Genomic DNA, 24,519 nt, shown 5'->3' with positions numbered 1-24,519 from the left:
GTGAAGCACCTGACTAGCTTCAACGCAAGTCAGGTACGCTTGACGGCATGGAGGACCTGAGGGACGACCGCGACTCCTGGTCGAATGCGAACTGCTCGGTGGCCCGGGCGATGGACATCGTGGGCGGCAGGTCGACGGTCCTGATCATGCGCGAGGCCCTGCTCGGCACGCGACGCTTCGACGACTTCGTCCGCCGGGTCGGCGTCGGCGAGCCCGCCATGGCCGCCCGACTCAGGGAGATGGTCGCCGCGGACCTGCTCGAACGGATCCCGTACCGGGAGCCGGGGCAGCGCACCCGCCACGAGTACCAGCTCACGCGCAAGGGCCGCGAACTGCTGCCGGTCATCACCGCACTGCGCAACTGGGGAGACACCTGGGCCGCCGACGACGCCGGGCCATCCGTCGTCGCCACCCACCACGACTGTGGCCAGCCGATCCGGGCGGTGCTCCGCTGTGCGGCCGGCCACGAGATAGAGGACGGCGAGATCGACATCAGCGCCGGGCCGGGCCGGATCCGGCGCGACTGACGCCTCGGAGCACATCGAACTTGTCGTACACCTGTTCTAATCTTGGGTCATGGTTGAGGAGTTGGCGCAGGCAGACGACGCCGTCGCCGCCTGCGTCAATGCCGCCGCCTGGGCCCTGGCCGAGCACGAGCTGATCGCCGCGCTCGATGCCGCGCACCGCCTGGAGCAACGCCTCGCCGCCGTGAAACTCGCCCTGATCCGCGAGCTCGACGCCCGCGGCACCGCCCGCGCGCAGGGCGCCTCGTCGACGCCGGTCTGGCTGCGCGACCGGCTCCGGCTCACCGTCCCCACCGCCCGCCGGCTCGTCGACCTCGCCGCCGCGCTCGACACCGGCAACCCAGGGGTACGACACGCACTGGCCAGCGCCGACATCACCCTCGACCAGGCTCGGGTCATCGCCGACACCGTCGACACGGTGCAAGCCACTGCCGGCGCCGAGGCCGCCGACAAGGCCATCGGCGTGCTGGTCCACTGGGCCGGGCAGTTCGACCCCGTCCTCCTGCGCAAACTCAGCACCCGCATCCTCGACCACGTCGCCCCCGACATCGCCGACGCCGCCGCAGCAGCAGCCCTGCAAGCCGAAGCCGCCCGGGCAGCCCGCGACAGGCACCTCACCATCTCCGAGCAGACCGGTGGCCGTTTGCGGCTCAGCGGCACCCTCGACGCCGAAGCCGCCGGCCTGCTGCGCGCCGCCATCGACCCGCTGAGCGCACCCGCAGGCTCCGACGACACCCGCACCCCCGGACAACGCCGCCACGACGCCCTCGCGGACGTCTGCCGGCTCACCCTGCGCACCGGCGAGCTACCCGAACACGGCGGCGACTCGGCCCAGATCGTCGTCACCACCAGCTACGACGGCCTCGCCCGGCAACTGCAGAACGGCACTCTGGACACCGGCCTCCCATTCGGCGCGGGCGCTCTCGACACCGGTCTCCACCTCGGCGCGGGCACCCTCGACACCGGTCTCCACCTCGGCGCGGGCACCCTCGACACCGGCCTTCAGCTGACCCCGGAAACCGTGCGCCGCCTCGCCTGCGACGCCACCATCCTGCCCGCCGTCCTCGCCGGAGCTGGCCAACCACTCGACGTGGGCCGACAACGACGGCTCATAACGGGACCCCTACGACGGGCGCTGGTCCTGCGCGACCGTGGCTGCGCCTTCCCCGGCTGCGACCGACCACCCCGCTGGTGCGACGCCCACCACATCCACCACTGGGCCGACGGCGGCCAGACCAGCCTCGACAACGCTGTGCTGCTCTGCGGCCACCACCACCGACACCTCCACCACAGCGACTGGACCGTCCACCTCGCCAGCGACGGCCACCCCGAGTTCATCCCACCCGCCTGGCTGAACCCCGAACAGGTCCCCCGCCGCAACCACTACCACCGGAGGACGTGAGCACGGCGAACACGCCTGGACACTGATCGACTTCATTCACGCTGGTCGGCCTGCCAAGCGCGCTTGGCTTACCGACGTCGAGTCAGGGTGTCGCCAGCCGTCAGGCTCGGACCAGCGCCGGCACGTCGGGATACCGCATGGCAGGTTCGACGCCGGTCGCCCGCTCCACGACGCGGCGCTGGGCACCGTTGCCGCGCCAGCCCTGGGCCGAGTCAAGGAGGTGATGCAGGGTGCGGCCGAGCAGGTGCACGGTGGTCCGCTGGTCGATCACCGCGCCGCGAACGAACTCCTCCGGAGCCATGTAGCTGCGTGAGCCGGGCAACCGATCGGCGTCGAGTACGAACGGGCCGGGTCGGTACTCGTCCAGGTCGATCAACCGCAACCGACCGGCGGCAAAGTCGTACAGGAAGCAACCGTCGTAGAGGTCGACGGCGAGCAGGCCGGCAGCGCTGACGGCGAGATGGGCGTCGAGGATCGCGTCGAGCGCCACCTCGACCTGCGGCACCGGCAGACGGTGAAACCGGGTCAGCCCGGTACGGTCCGTGCCGTGCACGGTGGCGTGGTTCAGCACGCTGCCGTCGTACCAGGGGTAGACGAGCGTCGGGCCGACCTCGCCAAGGACTGTCCGTGTTGGACTGACGATCACCGGGTGACGGACTGCGGCGTGCACCGCGCAGGCCCGGCCGAGGGATGCTCGCCCCTCAGCCGTGGTGGCCGTCTTGACGAACCAGCGCCGGCCCGCCTCCTCGACTGCGTAGGACAGGCAGCCGGAGTCCTGCGCATCGAAGACCGCGTAAGCCGACTCGATCGATGGCACGGACACCCGACGAGACTACGGCGCTCGCCTACAGACGAGGGGCGCCGCGCAGGGACAGCGCCGCGCGGGGACAGCGCCGCGCAGGGACAGCGCCGCGCAGGGACAGCGCCGCGCAGGGACAGCGCCGCGCGGGGACGGTCGGGCGGGGACGGCCGGGCGGGCGACCCAAAATGACGCGCAAAGTACCCGTTGCGTTACGAGCTTGTTTCCAAGATTACGGGCAGGTTACGAGTGCTTCTCGAAGATCGATAGCGATCCTAGGTTTCGGCCACCGTCATCAGTCGTGGCGGCCGGCACCGAACGTGGAGGCAACGACGTGCCACAACCGAACACACATCGGACCGGACGGGCCAGGCGCGGGGTCAGCATGCTGGCCGCCGTTGCGCTGACCGCGGCCGGCCTGACCAGCCTGCCCGGCAGCGCCACCGCCGCGCCGACCAGCAGTGGACCGACCGCCCGCTACCTGGTGCAGCTCGACGAGGAGCCGCTGGCCACCTACACCGGCGGTGTCCCCGGCATCGCCGCGACCAAGCCAACCGACGGCGCCAAGCTGAACCGCACGTCGGGCAGCGCGAACGCGTACCGGGATCACCTGCGCCAGAAGCGCAAGTCCGTGCTGGACCGGGTCGGCGTGCCGGCCGACCGCACCCGCGTCACCATGGAGACCGCGTTCAACGGCTTCGCCGCCGACCTGACCGGACCGCAGGCCGCCCGGCTGCGCGCCACCCAGGGCGTGCGAGCGGTGTACGAGAGCCAGAAGGTACACGCGACCACCTCGCACACCCCCGACTACCTGGGCCTGACCGGCAAGGGCGGGGTGTGGAAGAAGCAGTTCGGCGGTGACTCCCGCGCTGGTGAAGGCGTCATCGTCGGGGTCATCGACAGTGGCTACTGGCCGGAGAGCGCGAGCTTCGCACCCCTGCCCAGCCCTCGCCCCGACCAGGCCATCATCGACGCCAAGTGGAAGGGCACCTGCGACGTTGGCATCGAGGCGCCGGTCACCTGCAACAACAAGGTGATCGGAGCCCGCTGGTACAACGACAGCGGCATCGCCGACGCGTTCCCCGACGACTACTCCTCGCCCCGTGACCGCAACGGCCACGGCACCCACACGGCCAGCACCGCGGCCGGCCTCAACGGCGTGCGGGCGACGTCGGGCACCCAGGACCTGGGCACGATCTCCGGTATGGCGCCGGCCGCGCGACTGGCGATCTACAAGGCGCTGTACGACAACGGTGCGGGCGGGGCGACCGGTACCGACATCGACATCGTGCACGCCATCGACGACGCGGTCGCCGACGGCGTCGACGTGATCAACTACTCGATCGGCGACGACACCGAGCGGTTCGGCGCGGTCGACGCGACGTTCTTCAACGCTGCCGCCGCCGGGGTGTTCGTCGCCGCCGCCGCCGGCAACTCCGGCCCGTTCGCCAACACCGTCGACAACTCGACCCCGTGGCTGACCACGGTGGCCGCGAGCACCACGGACCAGCAGAACAACCGGAAGCTCACCCTCGGCAACGGCACCACCATCACCGGTGCCGGCATGGGTGAGACCGGCGTCGGGCCGGCCCGACTGGTCTTCGCGAAGGACAGCGCGCTCGACCCGGACGGCGCCTACGGCGCTGGCCTCTGCGCCGACGACACGTTGGATCCGGCCAAGGTCAAGGGCGCGATCGTGCTCTGCATCCGCGGCGAGATTCCCCGTACCGACAAGAGCATCGAGGTGGCCCGGGCCGGCGGGGTCGGCATGGTCCTCTACAACGAGGAGCTGAACTCCCTCAACGCCGACGTGCAGACCGTGCCGACCGTGCACATCAACGAGGTCGACCTGGCCACGGTCACCGCGTACGTCGCGAAGGGCAACGCCACGGCGACCATCTCGCCGAGCAAGCTGGAGATTGTCGAAGCTCCGTCGGTCGCCGCGTTCTCCTCGGCGGGCCCGTCGAACCTGAACGCCGGCGAGCTGCTCAAGCCGGACATCAGCGCGCCCGGTCAGGACATCGTCGCGGCGTTCTCCCCGTCCATCGGCGGCAATGACTTCGCCCTGGAGTCGGGCACCTCGATGGCGGCGCCGCACATCGCCGGTATCGCCGCCCTGCTGCTGGCGAAGCACCCCGACTGGTCGCCGGCGGCGGTCCGCTCGGCGCTGATGACCAGCGCCGTGGACAAGACCGACAAGGGCAACCCGATCAAGATCGGCACGTACGACGCCACCCCACTCAACTACGGCGCCGGCCAGGTCGAGCCGGGCAGCGCCTTCGACCCGGGCCTGGTGTACGACTCCAACCAGCAGGACTGGATCCAGTACCTGTGCGGGGTGTCCGCCGACCGGGGCAGCGACTACGGCCTCGACCTGGAGGGCTGCGACACGATCGGCTCGATCGAGACGGCCCAGCTCAACTACCCGTCGATCTCGTTGGGCCGGATGGTGGGCAAGCAGACGGTCACCCGTACCGTCACCAACGTCAGCGACAAGACCAGCACCTACACCTCGTCGGTGCAGGCCCCGCCGGGCTACAAGGTCAAGGTCACCCCGGCCAAGATGCAGATCCGCCCCGGCAAGTCGGCCCGCTTCACCGTGGAGGTCACCAACACCGGCGGCGCGTTCGACACCTGGGCCGACGGCTCGCTGACCTGGCGCGACCAGTTCAAGCACGAGGTACGCAGCCCACTGGTCGTGCACAACTCCGGACTGGTCGCCCCCGACGCCATCACCGGCAAGGGCACCTTCGGCAGCGTTCCGATCGCCGCCGAGGTCGGTTACAAGGGTCAGCTGATCTCGCAGCTCTTCGGCCTGACCGCGGGCACCAGCAGCACCGTCACCCTGCAGGGTGACGGACCGAGCTGGGACTGGAGCACGTCGAACAACCTGCCGGTGCCGCTGCCCGCTTCGATCAGCAGGACCACGCTGCACGTACCGGCCGGCACCCGCAGCCCGCTCATCCAGGTCACGTCGGAGCGGCCCACCTGCTCCCACATCGACTGGGACGACGAGGAGGGGGTGATGGAGTGCACCGAGTTCAGCCTCAACGTCTATGACAAGAACGGGAAGTTCGTCACCGCCACGGTCAGCGGTCGGGACGGCGCCAAGGTGACGTTGCCGGAGGGCGCCGGCGACTACATCGTCGTCGTCGAGCAGGAGTTCACCGAGAACATCCCGGCGGGCGCGAACGCGTACACCATCACCAGCTACCTGCCGGGCGCGCCGGGCACCTCCACCGGCCGGTTCACCATCGACCCGAAGCAGCGCAGTGTGCAGCCGGGCGCGACGGCGAACCTGACCCTGCGCTGGTTCGGCCTCGCGCCGGGGGAGCGCTACCTCGGGGTGCTGGAGTTCCGCAACGGTGACGGTTCCCTGAAGACCGTGCCGGTCACCGTCCAGTCCTGACGGTGTCGACCGACCGGCGGACCGGCGTGTGACTCAGGTCACCGTCGGTCCGCCGGCCGACCGTTCGTCCCACCGGGGGTGATCTGCTCGACCCCACGGTGATCGACGGCAACGAGGACAAGACGCGGGGCGGCGGGGGCCCAGTTCCCGTCCGCCCCGAACGTCTGCGCGGACCCGTCGAGTTCGTCGGACGAGCAGAGGAGCTGGCCCAGCTACGCCGGCTCGTCGAAGCCCCGCCGTGCCTGATCCTGCTGGAGGGCGAGCCCGGGATCGGCAAGAGCCGGCTGATCGCCGAACTGCTCGCCGAACTTCCCGGGCACCACCTCGTCGGCGAGTGCGACGACGTGCCGGAACCCTTTCCACTCGGTGTGCTGCTGGACGCGATCCGCGGCAGCGGCGACCGACTCGGCGCGCTCAGCCCGGTGGCCGGTGCGCTCGCACCGCTGCTGCCCGAACTGGCGGACGCGCTGCCCGACGCGCCACTCCCGTTGACCGACCCGGCCGCCGAGCGGCACCGCCTGCTCCGGGCCGTCGCCGCGGTGCTGGCCGCGCTGAGTCCCGCCACGCTGCTGCTCGAGGACCTGCACTGGGCCGACCCGGTGACCTGCGAACTCCTCGGCTACCTGAGCACCCACCCGGTCGACGGGCTGGCGGTGGTGCTGACCGCCCGCACGGCGGCGCCGGGAGGCACCACGCCGATCCACGACGCGTTGGCGCGGACACCACCGTGGAGCGTCACCCGCGTCGCGCTCAGCCCGCTGGACGCTGATGACGTACGCCGGCTGGCCGCCCGGACCCTGCGGCTCGACGACCCGCCGCAGCAACTGACGGCGACCCTGCTCGACCGCACCGCCGGCATCCCGTTCGTGGTCGAGGAGGTGCTGCGTACGCTCGCCGAGCGCGGTGGCGACCCGTTGGCCGACGACAGCGTCCCGTTCGTTCTGCGTGACGTGCTGCTCTGGCGGCTGCGCCCGCTCGACGAGGCCGCTCGGGAGGTGCTCGGCGCCGGTGCCGTGCTGGGGCTGGCACCGGACCAGCGCATCCTCGCCTCCGTGCTCAGCCTGGACCGGGTGGCGGTCGGCGCGGCACTGACCGCGGCCCACCAGGCGGGCCTGCTGCACGACGCCGGGGATGGCCTGCGGTTCCGCCACGACCTGGCCCGACAGGTGGTGTACGACCTGGTGCCCCGGGAGAACCGCGAGTGGCTGCACCTGCGCGTCGCTCGGGTGCTGGAGCGGGAGCTGCCGAGGCCGGTCGCCCAACTGGCGCACCACTATCGCCGGGCCGGCAGCGGCGCCGACTTTGTCCGCAACGCCGAAGCGGCCGCCGACCTGGCCACCGAGCGCGGCGACGACGCGACCGCCGCCAGCTTCCTGCTCCAGACGATGGACGTCGCCGAGCTTCCCCGACCGGTACGGGTACGGCTCGCCGCCAAGCTGGGCCGCTCGGCCATCGACGGGCTCAGCCAGGCCGAGGCGATCCCGGTGCTGGAACGGCTGCTCGCCGACCGACGGTTGCCGCCCGGCGCCCGCGGTGAACTGGGTCTGGTGCTCGGGCGGATGCTGCGCCAGCAGGGCGAGGCGCTGCGCGGCTACACCGAGATCGAACGTGCGGTGCCGTACCTGCGCGCACCGCGACGCAAGGCCCCGGCGCTCGCGGTGCTGGCGGCCCCGGACACCGTCGTCGGCCGGCACGTCGACGACCACCTGGCCCGCTGCGCGGAGGCGGAGAGCGCCGCGGCGGCCAGCGGGGACCCGGGGGCGCACCTCGCGGTCCGCATCGCCCGAGCCTCGCTGCTGCTGGAGTTGGGCGATCCGGCGGCCTGGGCGATCATCACCGAGCTGCGGGCGTCCGCGGAGTTGGCCGACCGGCCCCGCGAACATGCCCGGGCCTGCCTGAACTGGGCGCAGGGCGCGTTGCACGCCGGGCACCCGGAGCAGGCCGAAGCGCTCCTGACGGCCGGCCGGGCGCTGGTCGACGAGACCGGGTACGAGCGGCTGGCCTCCCTGGTCGAGGCGACCGCACTGTCGCTGGATCGGGCCGCCGGGCGGCTGGACGGACTCGCCCAGCGGCTCACCCGACTGGTGGCCAGCACCGAGCGGATGCCGGTCACCCTGCTCGACGCGCGGGCCGAACTGGCCACCGTGCTGGCCCGTACCGCCACCGGCGGCGGCGGCGGCGATCAGGTGGAGTTGGCCGAACGGGCGCTGCGGGAGGTGGTGGCCGACGCCCGGCGGGTCGGCGCGATCTGGCCGCTGGTGCAGGCACTCACGGCGCTGGCCCGGCTGACGCTGGCCGGGAGACCGGACGAGGCCATCCGGCACGCGACGGATGCGCTGTCGCTGGTACGCGGTAAGGGCATCCTGACGTGGGCAGCCGAGGCCGTGCTGGTGCTGTCCGAGGCTGCGGTCGCAGTGGGTGAGCCGGCGCGGGCCACGGCAGCGGTGAACGAGCTGGAGGCCGGGATCGCGGGCCGCGACGCTCCACTCGCCCTGGCTGCCCTACGCCGGTGCCGGGAACTCGTGCCCACCTGAGCCGACCCGGCTGGTGCGGGCGACGGGCCTGTAGCCGGTGACCGACCTGACTTCGGCCTCGGTGGGATCGCCACCGAGGCCGAAGTAGGTGTTCCAGCTGTGGTGCTCCGGCCTCAGTCGCGGGTCAGCACGATGAGGTCGGCGTCGTGGGTCGGGCTCCACTGCACGGGCAGGCCGAGCGCGCCGAGGTGGCTGCCGGAGTAGTGCCGGTCGCCGTGCCGGTAGCGGGCCGCCGGGTCGAGGCCACGCAGCGGCAACCGGACCGGGCGGGACGGCAGCAGACCGGCACCGTCGAGCCGGCCGGTGTGCCAGGCCAGCACGACCACCCGGCTCTCGTCCGGCGCGGTGTACTGCACGGCGCAGCGGGCCTGGTCAGGCCCCCCGATCAGGTGCACCTCGCCGTGCGTGATGACGTCCCGGATCTCCTTGTAGCGGGCGATCCAGCCGGCCGCCTCGGCCCGCTCGATGGGGGTCCAGGCCCGGATGTCGGCGCCGATGCCGAGCACGCCGGCCATCGCCAGGACGAACCGGAACGCGAGCGTTCGCGGGCGGGGATCGAACAGGCCGGGCGCGTCGGTGACCCAGGAGCTGAGCAGGTGCGGGGCGTTGGCGTGCAGGAAGCCGTACTGGATGGCCAGCCGGTCCAGCGGACCCGTGTTGTCGCTGGGCCAGAAGACGTCGGCTCGGGCGGCCATCGCCAGGTCGGTTCGCGCGCCACCACCGGCGCACGCCTCGATCAGCACCCCGGGATGGTCCCGACGCAGCCGCTCGTAGATCCGGTGCAGGTTGGCCACGTGCGCGCCGTCCAGGTCGAGCGGCCCACCCCCGCCCGGGCGCCCCGGCTCGGTACGCGGCCGGTTGAAGTCCCACTTCAGGTAGTCGATGTCGTACCGGCGCAGCAGACCGTCCACCGTGGAGTGGACGAACTCGGCTACCTCCGGTCGGCCCAGGTCGAGCAGGTACTGGTTGCGTACCGGGGTGAGCGGCCGACCGTCGACGGAGTAGACCCACTCCGGGTGCTCGGCGTAGAGCGTCGACTTCGGGTTGACGCACTCCGGCTCGACCCAGAGCCCGAAGTTCAGCCCGAGCGCCCGGACGTCGGCGATGAACGCGTCGAACCCGGCTGGGAACTTCGCCGGGTCGGGCGTCCAGTCACCCAGGCCCGCGGTGTCGTCGTTGCGCCCGACGAACCAGCCGTCGTCCACGACGAACGTCTCCACACCCAGCTCGGCGGCGATCCGGGCGAGCGCGAGCTGACTCTCCGCCTCGACGGCGAAGTAGGTGGCCTCCCACGAGTTGTAGAGCACCGGGCGCGGGGTGAGCCGCTCACCGGCGAGCAACCGCTGGTGGGTGTGCCAGACCCGCGCCAGCCCGTCCAGGCCCTCCGCGCTGTACGCCCCGGTGATCACCGGCAGGGTCAACCGTGCTCCCGCGGCCAGCTCCAGCGGGCCGTCGGCGAGGTGACGGCCGGCGCGTACCCGGGTCAGGCCGCCGGTGTCCCGCTCGGCGCTGATCTCCCACGAACCGGTCCAGGCCAGTGCCATCGCCCAGGCCGGCCCGGTCGGCTCGGCACTGTCCCGCACGGCCAACCAGGGCACGTGCAGGTGCCCGGGTACGCCCTGGGAGCTGCCGATGCTGAACGTGCCGTGCCCCAGGTCGACGTGGGAGAGCTGGAACTCCTGCGCCCACTGCCCCCACTGGTGGCTGAGCAGCGCGCCGTGCGGTGTCGGTACGCAGAACCCACCCGAGCCGGCCCGGACGACCCGCAACGGGCCGGTGCCGTCGTTGGTCAGTTCGACCCACCGCTGCACCACGTCGGTGCCGGCGGGCACCCGGTAGTGCACGGTGGCCCGCAGCCCGGTCACCGCGTCGGCGAAGTCGACCGCCAGCTCCCGCCCGTCGGCGTCGACCCGCACGTCGGTGTGGACGAAGCCGACCCAGCGCTCCCCGGTGGGGGTTTCGATGACCAGGTCCGCGCCAGTGAAGGGGCGATCGGCGTCGGTGGCGTACTCGATGGGGGCGGCGTCCCCGGCGGTGAGGAACGGCACCGGGCCGTCGTAGGCGACCGGCGACGGCCCGTCGGAGACGCCGTGCGGCCCCCACGCGACCAGCTCAAGCCAGCGGCCGTGCGCCGGGACGGTCACCGTGTACTCGGTGTGCACGCCGCGCAGCGTCCAACGCTGCGGCGTCGCGGCGGTCACTTGACCGCTCCGAGAGCCAGGCCGGAGACGAAGTGCCGCTGGAAACGCAGGAAGACCGCGACGGTGGGGACCGCCGCGATGACCGTGCCGGCGGCGATGACGTTCCAGGACGAGACGAACTGTCCCTGGAGGCCGAGCAGCGCCGGGGTGACCGGCATCTTGTCGTCGGTGCGCAGCACGGTGATCGCCCAGAGCAGATCGTTGAAGATCCAGGTGAAGGAGAGCGCACCGAGCGCGGCCAGCGCGGGCCGGGTCAGCGGCAGCATGACCCGGGTGAAGATCTGCGCCGTGCCGGCGCCGTCGATCGTCGCCGCCTCCTGGATCTCGCCCGGCAGGTCCCGCATGAAGCCGTGCAGAACGAACGTGTAGAAGCCGAGCCCGAAGCCGACCTGCACCGCGATCAGCGCCCAGAGCGTGTCGTACAGGCCGGTCAGCTCGCTGAACTTGGACACCGGGATGAGCAGGATCTGCGGTGGCAGCAGGTTACCGGCGAGCATCAGCAGCAGAATGGTCCGCCGGCCGGGAATCCGGAAGCGACTCAGCGCGAACGCGGCCATCGCGGCCAGGCACAGGCTCAACGCCACCGACGGGACAGTGACCAGCATGCTGTTGATCAAAGCGCGCAGTTCGCCGCCGTCGGTCCACGCCTGCCGGTAGGTGTCCAGGGTGAACGACTGGGGCAGGCTGCCCACGCCGTGCGCGGCGATGTCGTCGAACGATCGGGTGGACATCACCACGACCCAGAGCACCGGGCCCAGCCAGAGCAGCGAGAGCAGGATCATGCCGGTGTGGAAGGCGCCGGTGCGGAGCTTGTTCATCACGCTTCCTCCCGGAACGCGCGAACCAGGTAGCCGAGGATGACGGCCAGCGCGAGCACGAAGATCACGACGGCGATCGCGGAGGCGTAGCCCAGCCGCAGGCTCTGGAACGCGGTCGAGTACATGTAGGTGCTGAGCAGCTCCGAGGAGTGGTACGGCCCACCCTTGGTCAGCGACCAGACGATGTCGAACGAGCGCAGCGAGTCGATCACGATGACCGACAGCACGACGGCGTTGACCCCCTTGAGCTGGGGGATGGTGACGTGCCGCAGCCGCTGCCAGGAGTTGGCACCGTCCATCCGGGCCGCCTCGTGCAGCGCCGGGTCGATCGCCTTCAGCCCGGCCAGGAACAGCACCATCACGTACCCGATCTGCCGCCACAGGGCGGGCAGGATCACCGCGTACAGGGCGGTCTGCGGGTCGGCTAGCCAGGGCCGGATCAGGTGCTCCAGGCCAACGGCCCGCAGCAGCGTGTCGGCGATGCCGTCGGGCTGGTAGAACACCCGCCAGACCAGCGCGGTCACCACCAGCGAGAAGACGACCGGGGTGAACAGGGCGGCCCGATAGAAGCCCACCCCGCGCCGCTCCTTCTGCAGGACCAACGCCATGCCGAAACCGCCCAGCACGGAGAGGCCACCGAAGAGCACCAGCCAGATCACCGTGTTGAGCAGCGCACCCCGGAAGGTGGCGTCACCGGTCAGCTCGACGTAGTTGTCCGTGCCGACGAAGGTCGGCGGCGACATCCCGTCCCAGCGGGTGAGGGAGAACCAGAAGCCCTGGAGCGCCGGCCAGAAGACCCAGATGCTCTCGACCGCGAACGGCACCAGGACGAACGCCACCAGCAGCGGCGACAGTCGAGCCGACCGTCGCCGCCGCCGGGTGGGTGTGACCGAAGTCGTGGAGACTGTTGCTGTCACGTCAGCCCTTGAAGACCTTCTCGGCGCCGGCCTGCCACTCCCGCAGGATCGCGTCGATCTGGTCCGGCTTGTCGAGGAACTTGGTCAGTGCGGTGTCCGCGGTCGGCTGGAGTGCGTCGCTCGAGTCGCGGTTGAAGAACTGAGTCAGCTCCTTGGCCTCGTCCAGCATCGCCTTGCCCTTGGCGACCAGCGGCGAGTCGGAGGCCTTGGCCTTGGGGTTGGCCGGCAGCACGATGCCGGAGCTGGCCTTGACGTACGCCTCCTGGGCCTCGACCCCGGAGAGGTAGGTCAGCAGGGCCTTGGTGCCGTCCGGGTTGGCGGTCTTCGCGCTCGCGAAGAAGCCGTCCGTCGGGGCCTCCTCGGCCAGCGGCACCGCCGGGTCGATGATCGGGAACCGGAAGAAGTCCAGGTCGCCGAGGGCGTCCTTGGGTGCCGCGTCGGCGAAGAACGTGCCGATCAGGAACATGCCGGTCTTGCCGGCCAGCAGCGCGGTGGTCGCCTCCTGGAACGGGTACGCCTTGCCCTTGGGGTCGAAGTAGGGCAGGGCCTCGCGCCAGCGGGTGAAGACCGCCTTGACCTTGGGGTCGTCGAAGCGCTGCTTGCCGGCGAGCAGCTCGCGGTGGAACGGCGCGCCGTTGATCCGGATGTTGAGGTAGTCGAACCAGGCCGAGGCGATCCACGGGGTGTCGCCGAGACCGATGCCGATCGGCGGAACGCCCTTGCTCTTCAGCGTCTCGCACAGGGCCAGGAAGTCGGTCCAGGTCTTCGGCTCCTGCACGCCCCACTTGGCGAAGTTGGACTTGCGGTAGAAGAAGCCCCACCAGTAGTTGTTCATCGGCACGAAGACCTGCTTGCCGCTGGCCTCGGTGGAGAGGGTGCGCAGCGACTCGGGGTAGTCGCCCATCGACTTCCACACGTCGGAGACGTCCAGCAGCAGGTTCTTGCTGGCGTAGTCGTTGGCGACCGAGCCCGCGTACCAGGTGTAGAGGTCCGGCGGGTTCGCCGAGGTCAGGTACGTCGGGAGCTGGGTCCGGAAGGTCTCCGAGGCGATCGTGTTGAGGCTCGCCTTGCCCTTGCCCTGCGCGTTGAAGTTCGCAATGAGCTTCTCCATCGCCTCCTTGGCCTGGGGCGAGGAGAGGTTGGACTGGATCGTGACCGCGCCCGAGCCGTTGCTCGTCGTCGGCCCGCTCGCGGAGCTGGCGCACGCGCTGAGGAACGAGCTGGCGCCGAGTGCACCCATTCCGGCGAGCCCAAGGTGGCCCAGGAATCGCCGGCGACCGGGGTCGAAGTCGCTCACGGAGGTATCCCTTCCTCTACGACACGTAGCGTCACTGCGCGATGTGTCGTCCATGTGAATGCTGTGACGAGAAGGTTGCATCGGTCGTCGCCGGCTGTCAAGATATCTTCGTAATTAATGATTAGACGAGACCATGGCGGGGGTCAGGTGGATCAGCCTATGCGCCGGCTTGAAGGCAAAAACGCGCTGGTCACCGGCGCGATGGGCGGCATCGGCGCCGCCACTGCCCGGCGGCTCGCCGCCGAGGGGGCAGCGGTCGCACTGCTCGACGTGCACGACTCGGCCCCGCTGGCCGACGAACTGACCGCCCGTGGCGACCGAGCACTGTCCGTAGTGGTCGATGTCAGCGAGGAGAGCGACTGGGCGACTGCGGTGTCTGCCGTACGCGCCAGCCTCGGCCCCATCGACATCCTGGTCAGCAACGCGTACGCCGTGCAGGTCGCTCCGGCCCACGAGACCAGCCGGCAGTCCTGGGACCACCAGCTCGGCGTCAGCCTCACCGGCTCGTTCCTCGGCGTACGCGCCTGTCTGGACGATCTGCGGGCACGCTCGGGCGCGGTCGTGCTGATCTCCTCGGTGCACGCGCTGGTCGGGTTGCCCGGCCGGCCCGCGTACGCCGCCGCCAAGGGCGGCCTGGTCGCGCTCGGCCGCCAACTCGCCGTGGAGTACGGCCCCCAGGTGCGCGTCAACACCGTGCTGCCCGGGCCCATCCTCACCGGCGCCTGGGCGGACGTGTCCGAAGAGGACCGGAGACGCAGCGTCGCGGAGACTGTCACCAAGCGCTTCGGCACACCGGACGAAGTGGCCTCGACGGTCGCCTTCCTCGCCTCATCGGACGCCGCCTACATCACCGGCGCGAGCCTCGTGGTGGACGGCGGTTGGACAGCGGTGAAAGCCTCGGCCTGAGAGATCGATACCGACCAGCGAAAAGGCCAGGAGCATTGGCACAGTACGCACGCCGCGGCATCCATGGGCAGACCGTCGAGGCGATCGCCCGTCGCATCCTCACCGGTGAGATCGCCGCCGGCGCGACCCTGAACATCGTCGCGTTGCAGGAGGAGTTCGACGTCAGCCTGACGGCGCTACGCGAGGCGCTGAAGGTCCTCTCGGCCAAGGGCATCGTCGACGCCCGGCAGAAACGCGGCACCTTCGTCCGGCCCCGCGCCGACTGGAACCTGCTCGACGGTGACGTGATCCGCTGGCAGTTCGCCGAGGGCACCGACCAGCGGCTGCTCGACCAACTGCACGAGGTACGCGCCATCATCGAGCCGGCCGCCGCACGGCTGGCCGCCACCCGTGCGACCGAGGAAGACGTGGCCGCCCTCGACCGGGCGCTGGCCGAGATGGCCGAGGCCATCGGTGATCCGGCCGCCGCCGTCGCCGCCGACCTCGCCTTCCACCGCGCGCTCCTCACCGCCACGCACAACGAGTTGTTGGAGCGGATGGAGGTCGTGATGGAGACCGGGCTCGCCGAACGGGACCGGCTGGTGCACGGTGGCGCCGCGCACGACGACCCGGTGCCCAGCCACCGTGCGGTCGTCGACGCGCTGCGCGAGCGGGACGAGACGGCGGCCGAGACCGCTATGCGCGAGTTGCTGGACAAGGCCGTCCGGGACGTCGCGAAGGTACGGGGACAGAGGGGCAGTTAGTGAAGATCGAACGGATCGAGACCTTCCTCGTCGCGCCACGGTGGTTGTTCTGCCGGGTGGAGACCGACGACGGGCTGGTCGGGTGGGGTGAACCGGTGGTGGAGGGGCGCGCCGAAGTGGTGCGCAGTGCCGTCGAGGTGCTCTCCGAATACCTGATCGGTGCGGATCCACTCCGCATCGAGCAGCACTGGCAGGTGCTCACCAAGGGCGGCTTCTACCGGGGCGGCCCGATCCTCTCCAGCGCGGTCGCCGGCCTCGACCAGGCACTCTGGGACATCGCCGGGCAGGCGTACGGCGCTCCGGTGCACGCGCTGCTCGGTGGGGCGGTGCGCGAGAAGGTCCGGGTCTACTCCTGGATCGGCGGAGACGAGCCCAACGAGGTGGCCGACGCCGCCGCCGCGCAGGTCGCCGCCGGACTCACCGGCGTCAAGATGAACGCCTCCGGGCGGCTCTCCCCCATCCCCACGTCTGCCGAGGTGGACGAGGTGGTCGGCCGGGTCGCCGCCGCCCGAGAGGTGCTCGGCCCCGACCGGGACATCGCACTGGACTTCCACGGTCGGGCCGGCCTGGCCGCCGTACGCCGGATCCTGCCCGAGCTGGTCCCGCTGCGCCCGTTCTTCGTGGAGGAGCCGGTCCTACCCGACCAGGCCCACCACCTGCGCGACATCGTCGCCGGCACGCCGATCCCGGTAGCCACCGGCGAGCGGCTCTACGGTCGCTCCGAGTTCCTCGGCCCACTGCAGGCCGGGATCGCCGTGGTTCAGCCAGACCTGTCGCACGCCGGTGGGATCTCCGAGGTCCGCCGGATCGCCGCGCTGGCCGAGACGTACGGCGCGCTGCTCGCCCCGCACTGCCCGCTCGGCCCGATCTCCCTGGCGGCCAGCCTCCAGGTGGCCTTCGCGACCCCGAACTTCCTGATTCAGGAGCAGAGCATCGGCATCCACTACAACGTCGGGTCGGAGCTGCTGGACTACCTGATCGACCCGGAGCCGTTCCGGTTCGTGGACGGGCACATCGCCCGCCTCGAACGGCCCGGCCTGGGCATCACCGTGGACGAAGGCGCGGTCCGGAAGGCCGCCCGTACCCCGCATGCCTGGCGCAACCCGGTCTGGCAGCACGCCGACGGGTCGTTCGCCGAATGGTGACCGGCGCGAAGCCGGTGCCGCTGCGCGCGGCGTACGACGCGGCGCGCGGCGGTCGGTGGACCAGCCTGCACGGCGGCGGCCGGGAGTGGCTCTGGCGCGGCCCCGAGCCCGGCCGGGACGAGGTACGCCCCGACGACGCGTTCGTCGACGCCGGCGGGCTGGAGGAGTGCCTGCCCACCGTGCGCGGAGAACCCGACCACGGTGAGGTGTGGTCGCGCCCGTGGCGCACCGCCAGCCCGGGAACCGTGGTCATCGAGCGGCCGGCGTTCGTCCTGACCCGCCGGATCGCCGACTCCGACGGCGTGGTGGTGGCCGACTACCGACTGGCCGCCGATCCCGGTCACCGGTTCGTCTGGGCGGCGCACGCTCTGTTCGACCTCTCCCCCTCGGCCCGTCTCGACGCGCCCACCGGCACCCGGACCCGGCTGCACCCGGAGGCCGCGGCGCTCCTGCCGCCGGGTAGCTGGCCCACCGGTGAACCCTGGCTGACCGGGCCGTGGCCGGCCCCCGCCGGGCTGACCCTGGACACCCTCGGCCCGGACGACGGGACCGCGCTCGGCGCGGTGCTGCTCGACTGCCCCCGGGTCCAGGTGATCGACGGCGTCGACCGGCTGACCCTGGAGCTGGAGTGCGATGATCAGCCCCGCAGCACGGCACTCTGGCGCAACCTGGGTGGCTGGCCGACCGACCGCCCCTACCGCAGCGTCGGCGTCGAACCGATGCTCGGTGCCGCCTTCGACCTGGCCGACGCCGGCCCAGCCGACGCGGCGGTCGTCCCGCCCGCCGGTGAGGTTGCCTGGCGACTCACCATCTCCGCCCACCGCATCCACTGAGGACACCCGCGATGAACCTGCTCGACGAGCTGCGTACCCACCGGCTGCTGGCCATCGTGCGCGGCCCGGACCCGGCCGCCGCGCTGACCGCCGTGCTCACCCTGGCCGAGAGCGGCGTGGCGCTGGTCGAGGTCTCGCTGACCAGCGCCGACGCGCTCGGCGTCATCCGACGCGCCCGGGCCGCACTCGGGCCTGACTACGCCCTGGGCGCGGGCACCGTGCTCAGCACCGACGATGCCCGCGCCGCGGCCGACGCGGGTGCCGGTTTCCTGGTCACCCCGGCGCTCGCACCGAGCCTCGCCGAGGCCGGTCGACTCGGGCTTCCGGTGCTGGCCGGCGCGCTCACCCCGACCGAGGTGGTGCAGGCCAGCAGTGGCGGCGCCACTGCGGTCAAGCTCTTCCCGGCCTCCCTCGGTGGGCCCGACTACCTCGGCGCGCTGCGCGACCCGTTCCCCGGCACCGCGTTCGTGCCGGTCGGTGGGGTCGACGCGGACGGCGCTCGGCGTTACCTCGACCGGGGAGCGGTAGCCGTCGGCGTCGGCTCCCCGCTGCTCGGTGACGCCGTCCGCGGCGGCGACCCGGCGGCGCTGCGTGAGCGTGCCGCGGCCTTCCTCGCGGCGGTCGGGCAGTGACCGACCTGCTCACGCTCGGCGAGACGATGGCGGCGTTCCGCACCACCGGCCCGCTGCGGCTGGGCGGCACCGCCGGGATCTCCGTCGCCGGGTCCGAGTCGACGGTGGCGATCGGGCTGGCCCGGCTCGGCCACCGGGCCGCCTGGATCGGGGTCACCGGCGCCGACGAGCCCGGCGAGCTCATCCGCCGTACGCTGCGCGCGGAGGGCGTCGACCTGACCTGGTCCCGGGTCGACCCGACCGCGCCCACCGGGCTGATCCTCTTCGAGAACCGCGTCGCCGACATCAACCGGGTCACCTACCACCGCGCCGGGTCGGCCGGCTCCCGGCTTCGCCCGGCCGATGTGACCCGTGCCTTCGACGCGCCCGGGCCGCCGCCCCGGCTGTTGCACGTCACCGGTATCACCTGCGCGCTGGGCGTCGAGCCGTACCAGGCGGTGGTGGAGGCGGTGCGGCGTGCTCACGCGGCGGGCAGCACGATCTGCCTGGACGTCAACCACCGGCAGCGACTCTGGTCGGTCGCCGAGGCCGCCGCCGCGCTGCGGCCACTGCTGCCCTCGATCGACCTGGTGGTCGCCTCCGACGACGAGCTGGCCGTGCTGACCGACGCGACCGACCCGGTCACGGCGCTACTCTCGGCCGGCGTGACCGAGGTCGTGGTCAAGCACGGCGCCGGTGGGGCGACCAGTCACCGCGCGACCGGCACGGTGCACCGTCCAGCCCGGACGGTGCCGGTGGTGGACACCGTCGGAGCCGGTGATGCCTTCGTGGCCGGGCTGCTCTCCGCCTGGCTCGACGGCGCGGACGCGCCAGCCCGGCTGGACCGGGCCGTCACCACCGGAGCGTTCGCGGTCGCCACCAGGGGCGACTGGGAGGGCCTGCCCGACCGGGCCGAGCTGACGCTGCTCGACAACGAACCCGGCGGTACCGTCCGCTGACCGATGCGGCGGCACGGCCGCCGAACGCCGCTGACCGGTGCGGCCGCCGATCGCCGCCGGAGATCCTTGGAGGAGCGAGATGGAGCTGACCGAACCGACCGTCTGGAGCACCGACCGGCTGGAGCTGGGCGAAGGGCTGCGCTGGGTCGACGGCCGGCTGGTCCTCGTCGACCTGCTGGCCGGGCGGCTACTGGAGACCGACGGCGACGCGCCGGGACCGCTGCGGGAACTGCACCGCCTCGAGTTTCCGCTCGGCGCGGTCGCCCCGCTGGCCGACCGGCCCGGCGACTGGCTGGCCGCCGCCGGGACCGGCGTCACCCTGCTGCCCGCCACCGGAGACCCCCGACCGGTCGCCGACCTGGTCGCCGACGCGCCCGAGCCGACCCGGATGAACGACGCCGTCGCCGACCCGCACGGCCGCTTCTGGGCCGGCAGCATGACGTACGCCGCGGTGCCCGGCGGGAGCACGCTGTACCGGCTCACACCGGGCGCGGCGCCGGTGCCCGCGGTGACCGGGTTGACCATTCCGAACGGGCCGGCGTTCGACGCCACCGGCACCACCATGTATCTGGCCGACACGCCGCGCGGCGAGGTCGACCGGTTCACCGTCGACCCCGACACCGGGGCCCTGCACGGGCGGGAGCCGTTCCTGCGGCTGTCCCCCGAAGACGGCGGCCCGGACGGGATGACTGTCGACGCGGCGGGCCACCTCTGGGTCGCTCTCTGGGGCGGCGCTGCGGTACGCCGTTATCGGCCGGACGGCACGCTGGAACGGGAGATCCGGCTGCCGGCGAAGCAGCCCGCCGGCATCTGCCTGGGCGGCCCCGACCTGCGTCGACTCTTCATCGGCACCGCCCGCGTGGGGCTGGCCGTGGCCGGCCCGGTGGACGGCGCGCTGCTCGCGGTGGACGTCCCGGTCCCCGGCCTCCCCACCGCACACGCCACCGCCCCCGACGCGGGCTGACCGGAGGCATATCGGACGCCAGGGCGGGAATAGCCGCACCCGAGCACGGCAACGGGCCGGCCGGCAGGGGGCGGGACGATGGACACCGTGGAGCGGGCGTCGTGAACGGGCCGGTCGGCGACGAGCCGCTCGGCGAGTTGGAGCTGGTGCACACCTTCACCGGCCCGATGCCGACCGGGGTGAGCGTCTCGCACCGGGGCCGGATCTTCGTCAACTTCCCGAAGTGGGGCGACGAGGTGCCGGCCACCGTGGTCGAGTTGCGAGACGGCCGGGAGGTGCCCTACCCCGACCAGGCGTGGAACGACGCGTCCGGCGACGACGACGCGGGGGCGTTCGTGTCGGTGCAGAGCATCGTCGTGGACCCGGCCGACCGGCTCTGGGTGCTGGACACCGGCAGCCCGATGTTCCAGCCGACGAAGCCGGGCGGCCCGAAACTGGTCCGGGTCGACCTGGACACAGACACAGTCGCCCAGGTGATCACCTTCCCGGCGGACGTGGCGCTGCCGACGACGTACCTCAACGATGTCCGCTTCGATCTGCGGCGGGGCGAGTCGGGGGTCGCGTACATCACCGATTCGGCGGCCTCCGGGCCGAACGGGATCATCGTCGTGGACCTGGCCAGCGGGGCCGCCTGGCGGCGGCTGCAGGACCACCCGTCCACGAAGGCGGAGCCGCTGGCGATGTTCCGCCCGGTGGTCGAGGGCCGGCCGTTACTCGAACGGCCGGCGGACGGGCCGCCGAAGCCAATGACCATGGGCGCCGACGGGATCGCCATCTCGGCCGACGGCACCCGGCTGCACTACTGCCCGCTGGCGTCCCGCCGTTGGTACAGCGTTTCCACGAAGGCGCTTGCCGACCCGGGCGTCACCCAGGAGGCGGTCGAGGCGACCGTCGTCGACGAGGGCGACAAGGGCACCGCCTCGGACGGGTTGGAGTCCGACGACGCGGGGCGGCTCTACCTCACCTCGTACGAGCACAACGCTGTGCTGCGGCGGCTGCCGGACGGCGAGTACGAGGCCCTGGTCCACGACCCACGACTGCTCTGGCCGGACACGATGTCGGTGGCCGCCGACGGGTACCTCTACGTCACCGCCAACCAACTGCACCGGCAGGCGCGGTACCAGCGCGGCCAGGATCTACGACGCAAGCCGTACGCGCTGTTCCGCATCCGCATCGACGCCGGCCCGGTGCTGCTGCGCCGCTGACCGCCGCGCCGCACCATCGACCCTCGGCGTCAGGTCGTCGGCAGGGTGCGGTTCAGCAGGTCGAACAGAGCGACCCAGTGACGCTCGGTGGCCTGCTCGTGGTACATCGGGGTGTCGGCCATGGTGAAGCCGTGGTGGGCGCCCTCGTACACCTCGGAGCGGTATCGCACACCGGCGGCGTCGAGCGCCTTCTCCAGCGTGGCGATCTGCTCGGGCGTCATCGACTGGTCCTGGTCGGCGTGCCCGAAATACACCTCGCCGGTGATCGAGTCGACGCCCAGGTGCGGGCTGTCCGACGCGTCGGTGACGATGCGCCCGCCGTGGAAGCTGGCGATCGCGGCGATGCGGTCCGGGTGCGCCTCGATGGCTCGCAGCGCGTTCGTGCCGCCCATGCAGTATCCGGTGATCGCGACCGGGCCCGGCCGGACGTCGTCCCGGGCGGCCAGGAAGTCGAGGTACGCGGCCGAGTCCCGGCTGATCACGTCGGGGGTCAACGCGACGATCATCGGCATGATCTTCTCGAAGAGCGCGCCGCGCTGGTCCGGTTCACCGAGCCGGGACAGGTCGAACAGCGGTGCCCGGCCAGCCCGGTAGAACAGGTTTGGGGTCAGCACCAGGTAGCCCTGGGCGGCGATCCGCTCGGCCATCTCCACCAGGCGTGGGCGCGGGCCGAAGGCGTCCATGAAGAGCAGCACCGCCGGGAACGGGCCGTTGCCCTCGGGTCGGGTGAGGGACGAGTCCGCGACCCCGTCGTCCGTGGGAATGTCCACCGTCGTCGTCTGCACCGAGCCTCCTCGTACGCCAGTTGTTGATCGTCAAGAACGCTACTCGCTGCGCAGCCGGACTTCTTCGAGACCCGAGCCAGGGACCGCCGGTCCCTGGACAAGACCGCCCTGGGTGCTGCTCGCCCGCCGGAGCAGGCTGGTCCGCGACCGATGAAGGACACCGTCGACCTGGGGGAAGTCGTGCTCGACCTGACCGTTCCGAACCTGACTGGAAAGCTCGCCGTGGTGACCGGCGGCAGCGACGGCCTGGGCCTCGGCCTGGCCACGCGGCTGGCGCGTGCCGGCGCTGAGGTGGTGCTGCCGGTCCGCAACCCGGCCAAGGGCGCCGCCGCGCTGGAGGCCGTCCGGGCCGCCGCACCGGGTGCCACCGTCTCGACGCGGGAGCTGGACCTCGCCTCGCTGGACTCGGTGGCCGCGCTGGCCGACACGCTGCTCGGCGAGGGCCGACCGATCCACTTCTTGATCAACAACGCGGGGGTGATGACACCCCCGACCCGAAACGCCACTGCCGAGGGCTTCGAGCTCCAACTCGGCACCAACCACCTCGGGCACTTCGCGCTGAACGGACGGCTGCTGCCGCTGCTGCGGGCCGGACAGGCCCGGGTCACCACCATGTCGAGCAGCGCCGCCCGTTCCGGCCGGTTCGACTGGGACGACCTGCAGAGCACCCGCCGGTACGCGGCGATCCGCGCGTACAACGCCTCCAAGCTGGCCACCCTGCACTTCGGGCTGGAACTCGACAGGCGCAGTCGAGCCGGTGGCTGGGGCATCGTCAGCAACGTCGCCCACCCGGGCACCACCATGACGAACCTCTACGCGTCCGGTCCCAACCTCGGCCGCAGCCGGCCCTCGCTGCACCACTCCGTGATGAGCCGGCTGGCCCGCTGGGGCATCCTGGTGCACTCGGTGGATGCCGGGCTGCTCCCCGCCCTGTACGCGGCCACCAGCCCGCAGGCGCAGGGCGGCCGGTTCTACGGCCCGGACGGGCTGGGGCAGTTCACCGGCAAACCGACCGAGTTGGCCGTCTACCGCTCGGCGCGCAGCACGGATGACGCCACCCGCCTCTGGACCGTTTCCGAGCGGCTGGTGGGTGTGCAGTTCCCCGTCAACTGACAGCCGCGGGTGTCGCGACGATCATCGGTGACCAGCACCCGTCGGCCGCGCGTCGATCCGGGCCGGTCCGGGCCGAGCCTGGGGCAGGCGCCGCCACGGGACGGCGAGCAGCGCAGCGAGGATCTGGGCGACTCCCGCGACGACCAGGGTCGGGCCGGCTCCGGCCAGCCCGATCACGGCGCCGCCCGCCAGTAGGCCGACCGAGACGCCACCGTCGTGCACGAGGCTCGCCGCCGCGAATGCGGCACGTCGCTCGGCGCCCACCGTCCTGGTGCTGATCAGCCGGTTGAGCGCACCGATGCCGAGCGGCATGCCCAACCCGCCGGCCGCGGCGAGCAGCGCCAACAGCGGCAGCGAGGAGGTGACCACGGGCAGCACCAGGAAGGCCGCACCGAGCACCGCCCAGGTGGTGGAAATGGTGGTCAGCGCGGGCAGCCTGGGCACCAGCACCGGCGCTGCCACGGCTCCGGCGAGCGAGCCGAGGCCGTAGCCGGTCATCCCGGCGGACACGAGCAGGCCGGGCCGGCCGGTGCGAGCGCCCAGGATCGCCAGCCCGAGGGTGAAGGCGAACCAGGTCAGCCCGCCCACGCCGGACATGACCACGGCGAGCCGGACCTGCGGATGGCGGGCCAGCACCTGCCGCAGCCCGGGCGCGTCGACCCTGCCGACCGGGTTCGCCCCGCCGGCCTCGGTGGTGGCGCCGGACGGGACGTTCCCTTCGGCAGCGTGGACCGAGCCGCGGACGGTACACAGGATGCCCACACCCGCAGCCACACCGGCGGCTTCGGCCCAGAGCAGGTACAGCGGGTCGCCTGCGGTGACTGCCCAGCCCGCCAGCGGCGGTGCCAGGATCATCGTGCTGCGGTGCGCCAGGTCCTGCCAGGCCAGCATCCGGGCCGCGACTCCCTCGCCGAGGCCATCCCCCAGGTCGGCGAGCAGCGCGCGCTGGGCCGGCCCGGCCAGCGCGGTGGCACAACCGGTGACCAGCCCGGCCGCGACCAGGTGCGGCGCACCGACCGCGCCGAGGGCGGCGGCGACCGGCACGATCAGCAGCCCAAGCACCTGGACCGCCAGCACCGCGGCCAGGGCGGGGCCCGTGGTCAGCCGCTGCCGCAGGCCCCGGGCCCACCAGGCGGAGCTGAGCATGGGCAGGCCGACCGCGCCACCGACGAGCCCGGTGGTCCACGCCGACCCGGTCTCGCTAAGCGCCACCAGGGGCAGCGCGACAGCGGTGGTCCGCTGCCCCATCCAGGTCAGGAACGTGGTCAACAGCATGGCGACGATGTCGCGGCGGGCTCTCACCGACTCATCGTCGGTTCGGGCACCGATGCCGGGTAGCGGGCGACCCCGCCAC

Annotated in this window: 20 protein-coding genes; 13 read left to right on the top strand and 7 right to left on the bottom strand. The window is 72.1% G+C overall.

Translation table 11 applies throughout. The features are described from left to right. Positions 1-47 precede the first annotated feature (47 nt). Both HNR20_RS17075 and HNR20_RS17070 read left to right on the top strand, forming a co-directional pair. Complete coding sequence (locus HNR20_RS17075) at positions 48-527, top strand: winged helix-turn-helix transcriptional regulator (RefSeq protein ID WP_184181038.1); 480 nt, start codon at positions 48-50, stop codon at positions 525-527. A gap of 49 nt (positions 528-576) precedes the next feature. After that, a complete protein-coding gene (locus HNR20_RS17070; RefSeq protein WP_184181037.1) occupies positions 577-1,926 on the top strand; it encodes an HNH endonuclease signature motif containing protein in 1,350 nt (449 codons plus the stop codon). A gap of 100 nt (positions 1,927-2,026) precedes the next feature. Here HNR20_RS17070 and HNR20_RS17065 read toward each other — a convergent pair whose 3' ends face one another. Continuing rightward, a complete protein-coding gene (locus tag HNR20_RS17065; protein WP_229687003.1) occupies positions 2,027-2,749 on the bottom strand; it encodes a protein kinase family protein in 723 nt (240 codons plus the stop codon). A gap of 361 nt (positions 2,750-3,110) precedes the next feature. Here HNR20_RS17065 and HNR20_RS17060 point away from each other — a divergent pair, with 361 nt between their 5' ends. Then, positions 3,111-6,134, top strand: a complete 3,024-nt coding sequence (locus HNR20_RS17060; RefSeq protein WP_184181036.1) for a S8 family serine peptidase — start codon at positions 3,111-3,113, stop codon at positions 6,132-6,134. 98 nt (positions 6,135-6,232) lie between these two features. Further along, on the top strand, positions 6,233-8,668 hold the full coding sequence (locus HNR20_RS17055) for an ATP-binding protein (protein ID WP_184181035.1): 2,436 nt from the start codon (positions 6,233-6,235) through the stop codon (positions 8,666-8,668). 113 nt (positions 8,669-8,781) lie between these two features. Here the strand turns inward: HNR20_RS17055 and HNR20_RS17050 are convergent, their stop codons facing one another. Genes HNR20_RS17050 through HNR20_RS17035 form a run of 4 tightly spaced genes read right to left on the bottom strand, consistent with a single transcriptional unit; the run spans position 8,782 to position 13,901 of the window. After that, on the bottom strand, positions 8,782-10,869 hold the full coding sequence (locus HNR20_RS17050) for an alpha-galactosidase (protein WP_184181034.1): 2,088 nt from the start codon (positions 10,867-10,869) through the stop codon (positions 8,782-8,784). After that, positions 10,866-11,687 (bottom strand): carbohydrate ABC transporter permease, encoded by an 822-nt coding sequence (locus tag HNR20_RS17045; protein ID WP_184181033.1) that lies wholly within the window; start codon positions 11,685-11,687, stop codon positions 10,866-10,868. Before HNR20_RS17045 ends, HNR20_RS17050 begins: the two co-directional genes overlap by 4 nt. After that, positions 11,687-12,604, bottom strand: a complete 918-nt coding sequence (locus tag HNR20_RS17040) for a carbohydrate ABC transporter permease (RefSeq protein WP_229687004.1) — start codon at positions 12,602-12,604, stop codon at positions 11,687-11,689. The genes HNR20_RS17045 and HNR20_RS17040 overlap by 1 nt, the downstream gene beginning before the upstream one ends. A 1-nt stretch (position 12,605) precedes the next feature. Continuing rightward, positions 12,606-13,901 carry an ABC transporter substrate-binding protein gene (locus tag HNR20_RS17035; protein WP_184181032.1) on the bottom strand — a complete coding sequence of 432 codons (1,296 nt, stop codon included), beginning with the start codon at positions 13,899-13,901 and terminating at the stop codon, positions 12,606-12,608. A gap of 159 nt (positions 13,902-14,060) precedes the next feature. Here HNR20_RS17035 and HNR20_RS17030 point away from each other — a divergent pair, with 159 nt between their 5' ends. The 8 genes from HNR20_RS17030 (at position 14,061) to HNR20_RS16995 (ending at position 21,267) form a co-directional block, all read left to right on the top strand. Beyond that, the gene (locus tag HNR20_RS17030) at positions 14,061-14,807 is read left to right on the top strand and encodes an SDR family NAD(P)-dependent oxidoreductase (RefSeq protein WP_184181031.1); all 747 of its coding nucleotides are present in this window, start codon (positions 14,061-14,063) and stop codon (positions 14,805-14,807) included. Between the two features lie 35 nt (positions 14,808-14,842). Beyond that, a complete protein-coding gene (locus tag HNR20_RS17025) occupies positions 14,843-15,550 on the top strand; it encodes a FadR/GntR family transcriptional regulator (RefSeq protein ID WP_184181029.1) in 708 nt (235 codons plus the stop codon). Beyond that, positions 15,550-16,695 carry a galactonate dehydratase gene (dgoD, locus tag HNR20_RS17020; RefSeq protein ID WP_184181027.1) on the top strand — a complete coding sequence of 382 codons (1,146 nt, stop codon included), beginning with the start codon at positions 15,550-15,552 and terminating at the stop codon, positions 16,693-16,695. Before HNR20_RS17025 ends, dgoD begins: the two co-directional genes overlap by 1 nt. Next, the gene (locus HNR20_RS17015) at positions 16,689-17,528 is read left to right on the top strand and encodes an aldose epimerase family protein (protein ID WP_184181025.1); all 840 of its coding nucleotides are present in this window, start codon (positions 16,689-16,691) and stop codon (positions 17,526-17,528) included. Before dgoD ends, HNR20_RS17015 begins: the two co-directional genes overlap by 7 nt. An 11-nt stretch (positions 17,529-17,539) precedes the next feature. Beyond that, positions 17,540-18,160 (top strand): bifunctional 4-hydroxy-2-oxoglutarate aldolase/2-dehydro-3-deoxy-phosphogluconate aldolase, encoded by a 621-nt coding sequence (locus tag HNR20_RS17010; RefSeq protein WP_184181023.1) that lies wholly within the window; start codon positions 17,540-17,542, stop codon positions 18,158-18,160. Next, positions 18,157-19,098: a sugar kinase gene (locus HNR20_RS17005; protein WP_184181021.1), complete on the top strand. Its 942-nt coding sequence runs from the start codon at positions 18,157-18,159 to the stop codon at positions 19,096-19,098. The genes HNR20_RS17010 and HNR20_RS17005 overlap by 4 nt, the downstream gene beginning before the upstream one ends. A gap of 79 nt (positions 19,099-19,177) precedes the next feature. After that, positions 19,178-20,062 (top strand): SMP-30/gluconolactonase/LRE family protein, encoded by an 885-nt coding sequence (locus HNR20_RS17000; protein ID WP_184181019.1) that lies wholly within the window; start codon positions 19,178-19,180, stop codon positions 20,060-20,062. A 101-nt stretch (positions 20,063-20,163) separates the two neighbouring features. Further along, the gene (locus HNR20_RS16995) at positions 20,164-21,267 is read left to right on the top strand and encodes an L-dopachrome tautomerase-related protein (RefSeq protein WP_229687005.1); all 1,104 of its coding nucleotides are present in this window, start codon (positions 20,164-20,166) and stop codon (positions 21,265-21,267) included. 29 nt (positions 21,268-21,296) lie between these two features. Here the strand turns inward: HNR20_RS16995 and HNR20_RS16990 are convergent, their stop codons facing one another. Next, the gene (locus tag HNR20_RS16990; protein WP_184181017.1) at positions 21,297-22,052 is read right to left on the bottom strand and encodes a dienelactone hydrolase family protein; all 756 of its coding nucleotides are present in this window, start codon (positions 22,050-22,052) and stop codon (positions 21,297-21,299) included. Positions 22,053-22,202: 150 nt separating this feature from the next. Between HNR20_RS16990 and HNR20_RS16985 the strand changes: the two genes are divergently transcribed. Beyond that, positions 22,203-23,165 carry an SDR family oxidoreductase gene (locus HNR20_RS16985; RefSeq protein WP_184181015.1) on the top strand — a complete coding sequence of 321 codons (963 nt, stop codon included), beginning with the start codon at positions 22,203-22,205 and terminating at the stop codon, positions 23,163-23,165. A 21-nt stretch (positions 23,166-23,186) separates the two neighbouring features. Here the strand turns inward: HNR20_RS16985 and HNR20_RS16980 are convergent, their stop codons facing one another. Continuing rightward, positions 23,187-24,467: an MFS transporter gene (locus HNR20_RS16980; protein WP_229687006.1), complete on the bottom strand. Its 1,281-nt coding sequence runs from the start codon at positions 24,465-24,467 to the stop codon at positions 23,187-23,189. Positions 24,468-24,519: the final 52 nt, after the last annotated feature.

Origin of the sequence: Micromonospora parathelypteridis (genome assembly GCF_014201145.1) — a bacterium.
Classification (GTDB): Bacteria; Actinomycetota; Actinomycetes; order Mycobacteriales; family Micromonosporaceae; genus Micromonospora; species Micromonospora parathelypteridis.
This window is presented reverse-complemented; position numbering and strand designations above follow the sequence as displayed.